This window comes from Streptomyces sp. NPDC057428 (assembly GCF_042803195.1).
Classification (GTDB): Bacteria; Actinomycetota; Actinomycetes; order Streptomycetales; family Streptomycetaceae; genus Streptomyces.
Genome location: NZ_JBHVCT010000240.1, coordinates 1 through 1,130, shown reverse-complemented (window position 1 = coordinate 1,130; position 1,130 = coordinate 1). Strand labels below are relative to the sequence as shown.

The window sequence follows — 1,130 nt, the reverse complement described above, 5'->3', positions numbered from 1 at the left end:
CTCGTCCCGGCCAGCGGACGCGAACTCCTCCGCCTGCTACGGATCACCGCGCTGCCCCGCCCCCGACGCGATCGAGACCACCTGATCCACTGGTCTGCCTGCGTCAGCGAAAGTTCTGGTGACGACATCACCCTGGTCGTCGCGACATTGTGACCGGAACCGTCGGGCCGAGGCCACGGGGTTTGCTGCCCTTAGCTTAAGCCTAGGACACTGGAACAGCGGCCTACAGGCATGGCTCGATCGTCTCGGCGGACATGAGGATCTTGACTACTCGGCGGCCGCCCAGATACCTGGTCTCCCCATCGCAGAAGTTGCTGACGGCCCCGTCGCTGAAGTAGACGTATCCCGACCAGCCATTGGCGTTGATGCTGTATCCAGAGGAGTTGAGCGAGTAGGTGCCGCTGCAGGTCTTGCTCCACGTGGCGATGGAGCCGCTCGATGTGTAGTAGTTGTACTTGAGTGCGGCGCTGGAACTCTGACACTTCTGAGCCGTCTGTGGGGAGGCCGCGGCGGATGCCGGGATCCCGCTCGCCCCCAACGAGGCAACCCCGATTACCAGAGCAGCCATCTTCACCATTGCGTGCTTCTTCATACTCTCTTCCCTCCGAATGTATGTCTTGATTTGCGGGTGCGCACAGAGCATTCCGACGCGATGCCTCCGTCATGTGCAGCCGCCCGGTCGTTGACGATGAGTGCCGCCTGCTCGGCGATGCGCGCCACAAAGATGGATCCCTTTGTGGAGAGCGAAGAGCAATGCGTCGGCGTCACCGGGCTGCTCCTTCGGTCGCGCATGCCGCCTTCCTCCTGGCCTCATCGGGTGCCGGGAACGAACGAGTCCAACACTGCGTCGACCAGGCCTGCCGGCACTACGTCTTGTGCGACGATTCGAGCAGGTTCGAAGGGACGCCCCCGGGCGCGCACGCTCGGGCAGCAACAGGAGGGTCATGATCGAGCTCACCGTCGATGCCGCCGGGCTTGCCCGCTCCCGCTTCGCGGTCTCACCGCTGCATGAGGTCGTCGCAACGCTGCTGCCGTGTACGCATTCAGAAGGAATGCGCCTGATCGGTGACGGTTGGTGAGAGTGGCTGGTCAGGTGGTCTGTGCGATGGGTGGCATCCAGAGGTTGCCTG

General features: G+C 63.4%; 2 protein-coding genes. One reads left to right on the top strand and one right to left on the bottom strand.

Annotated elements, in window-relative coordinates:
• Window positions 1-223 precede the first annotated feature (223 nt).
• On the bottom strand, window positions 224-568 hold the full coding sequence (locus ACFU5K_RS32010) for a hypothetical protein (protein ID WP_384068290.1): 345 nt from the start codon (window positions 566-568) through the stop codon (window positions 224-226).
• A gap of 376 nt (window positions 569-944) precedes the next feature.
• On the opposite strand from ACFU5K_RS32010, the gene ACFU5K_RS32005 reads away from it, so the two are divergent.
• Complete coding sequence (locus ACFU5K_RS32005) at window positions 945-1,079, top strand: hypothetical protein (protein WP_384068288.1); 135 nt, start codon at window positions 945-947, stop codon at window positions 1,077-1,079.
• The last annotated feature ends 51 nt before the right edge of the window (window positions 1,080-1,130 follow it).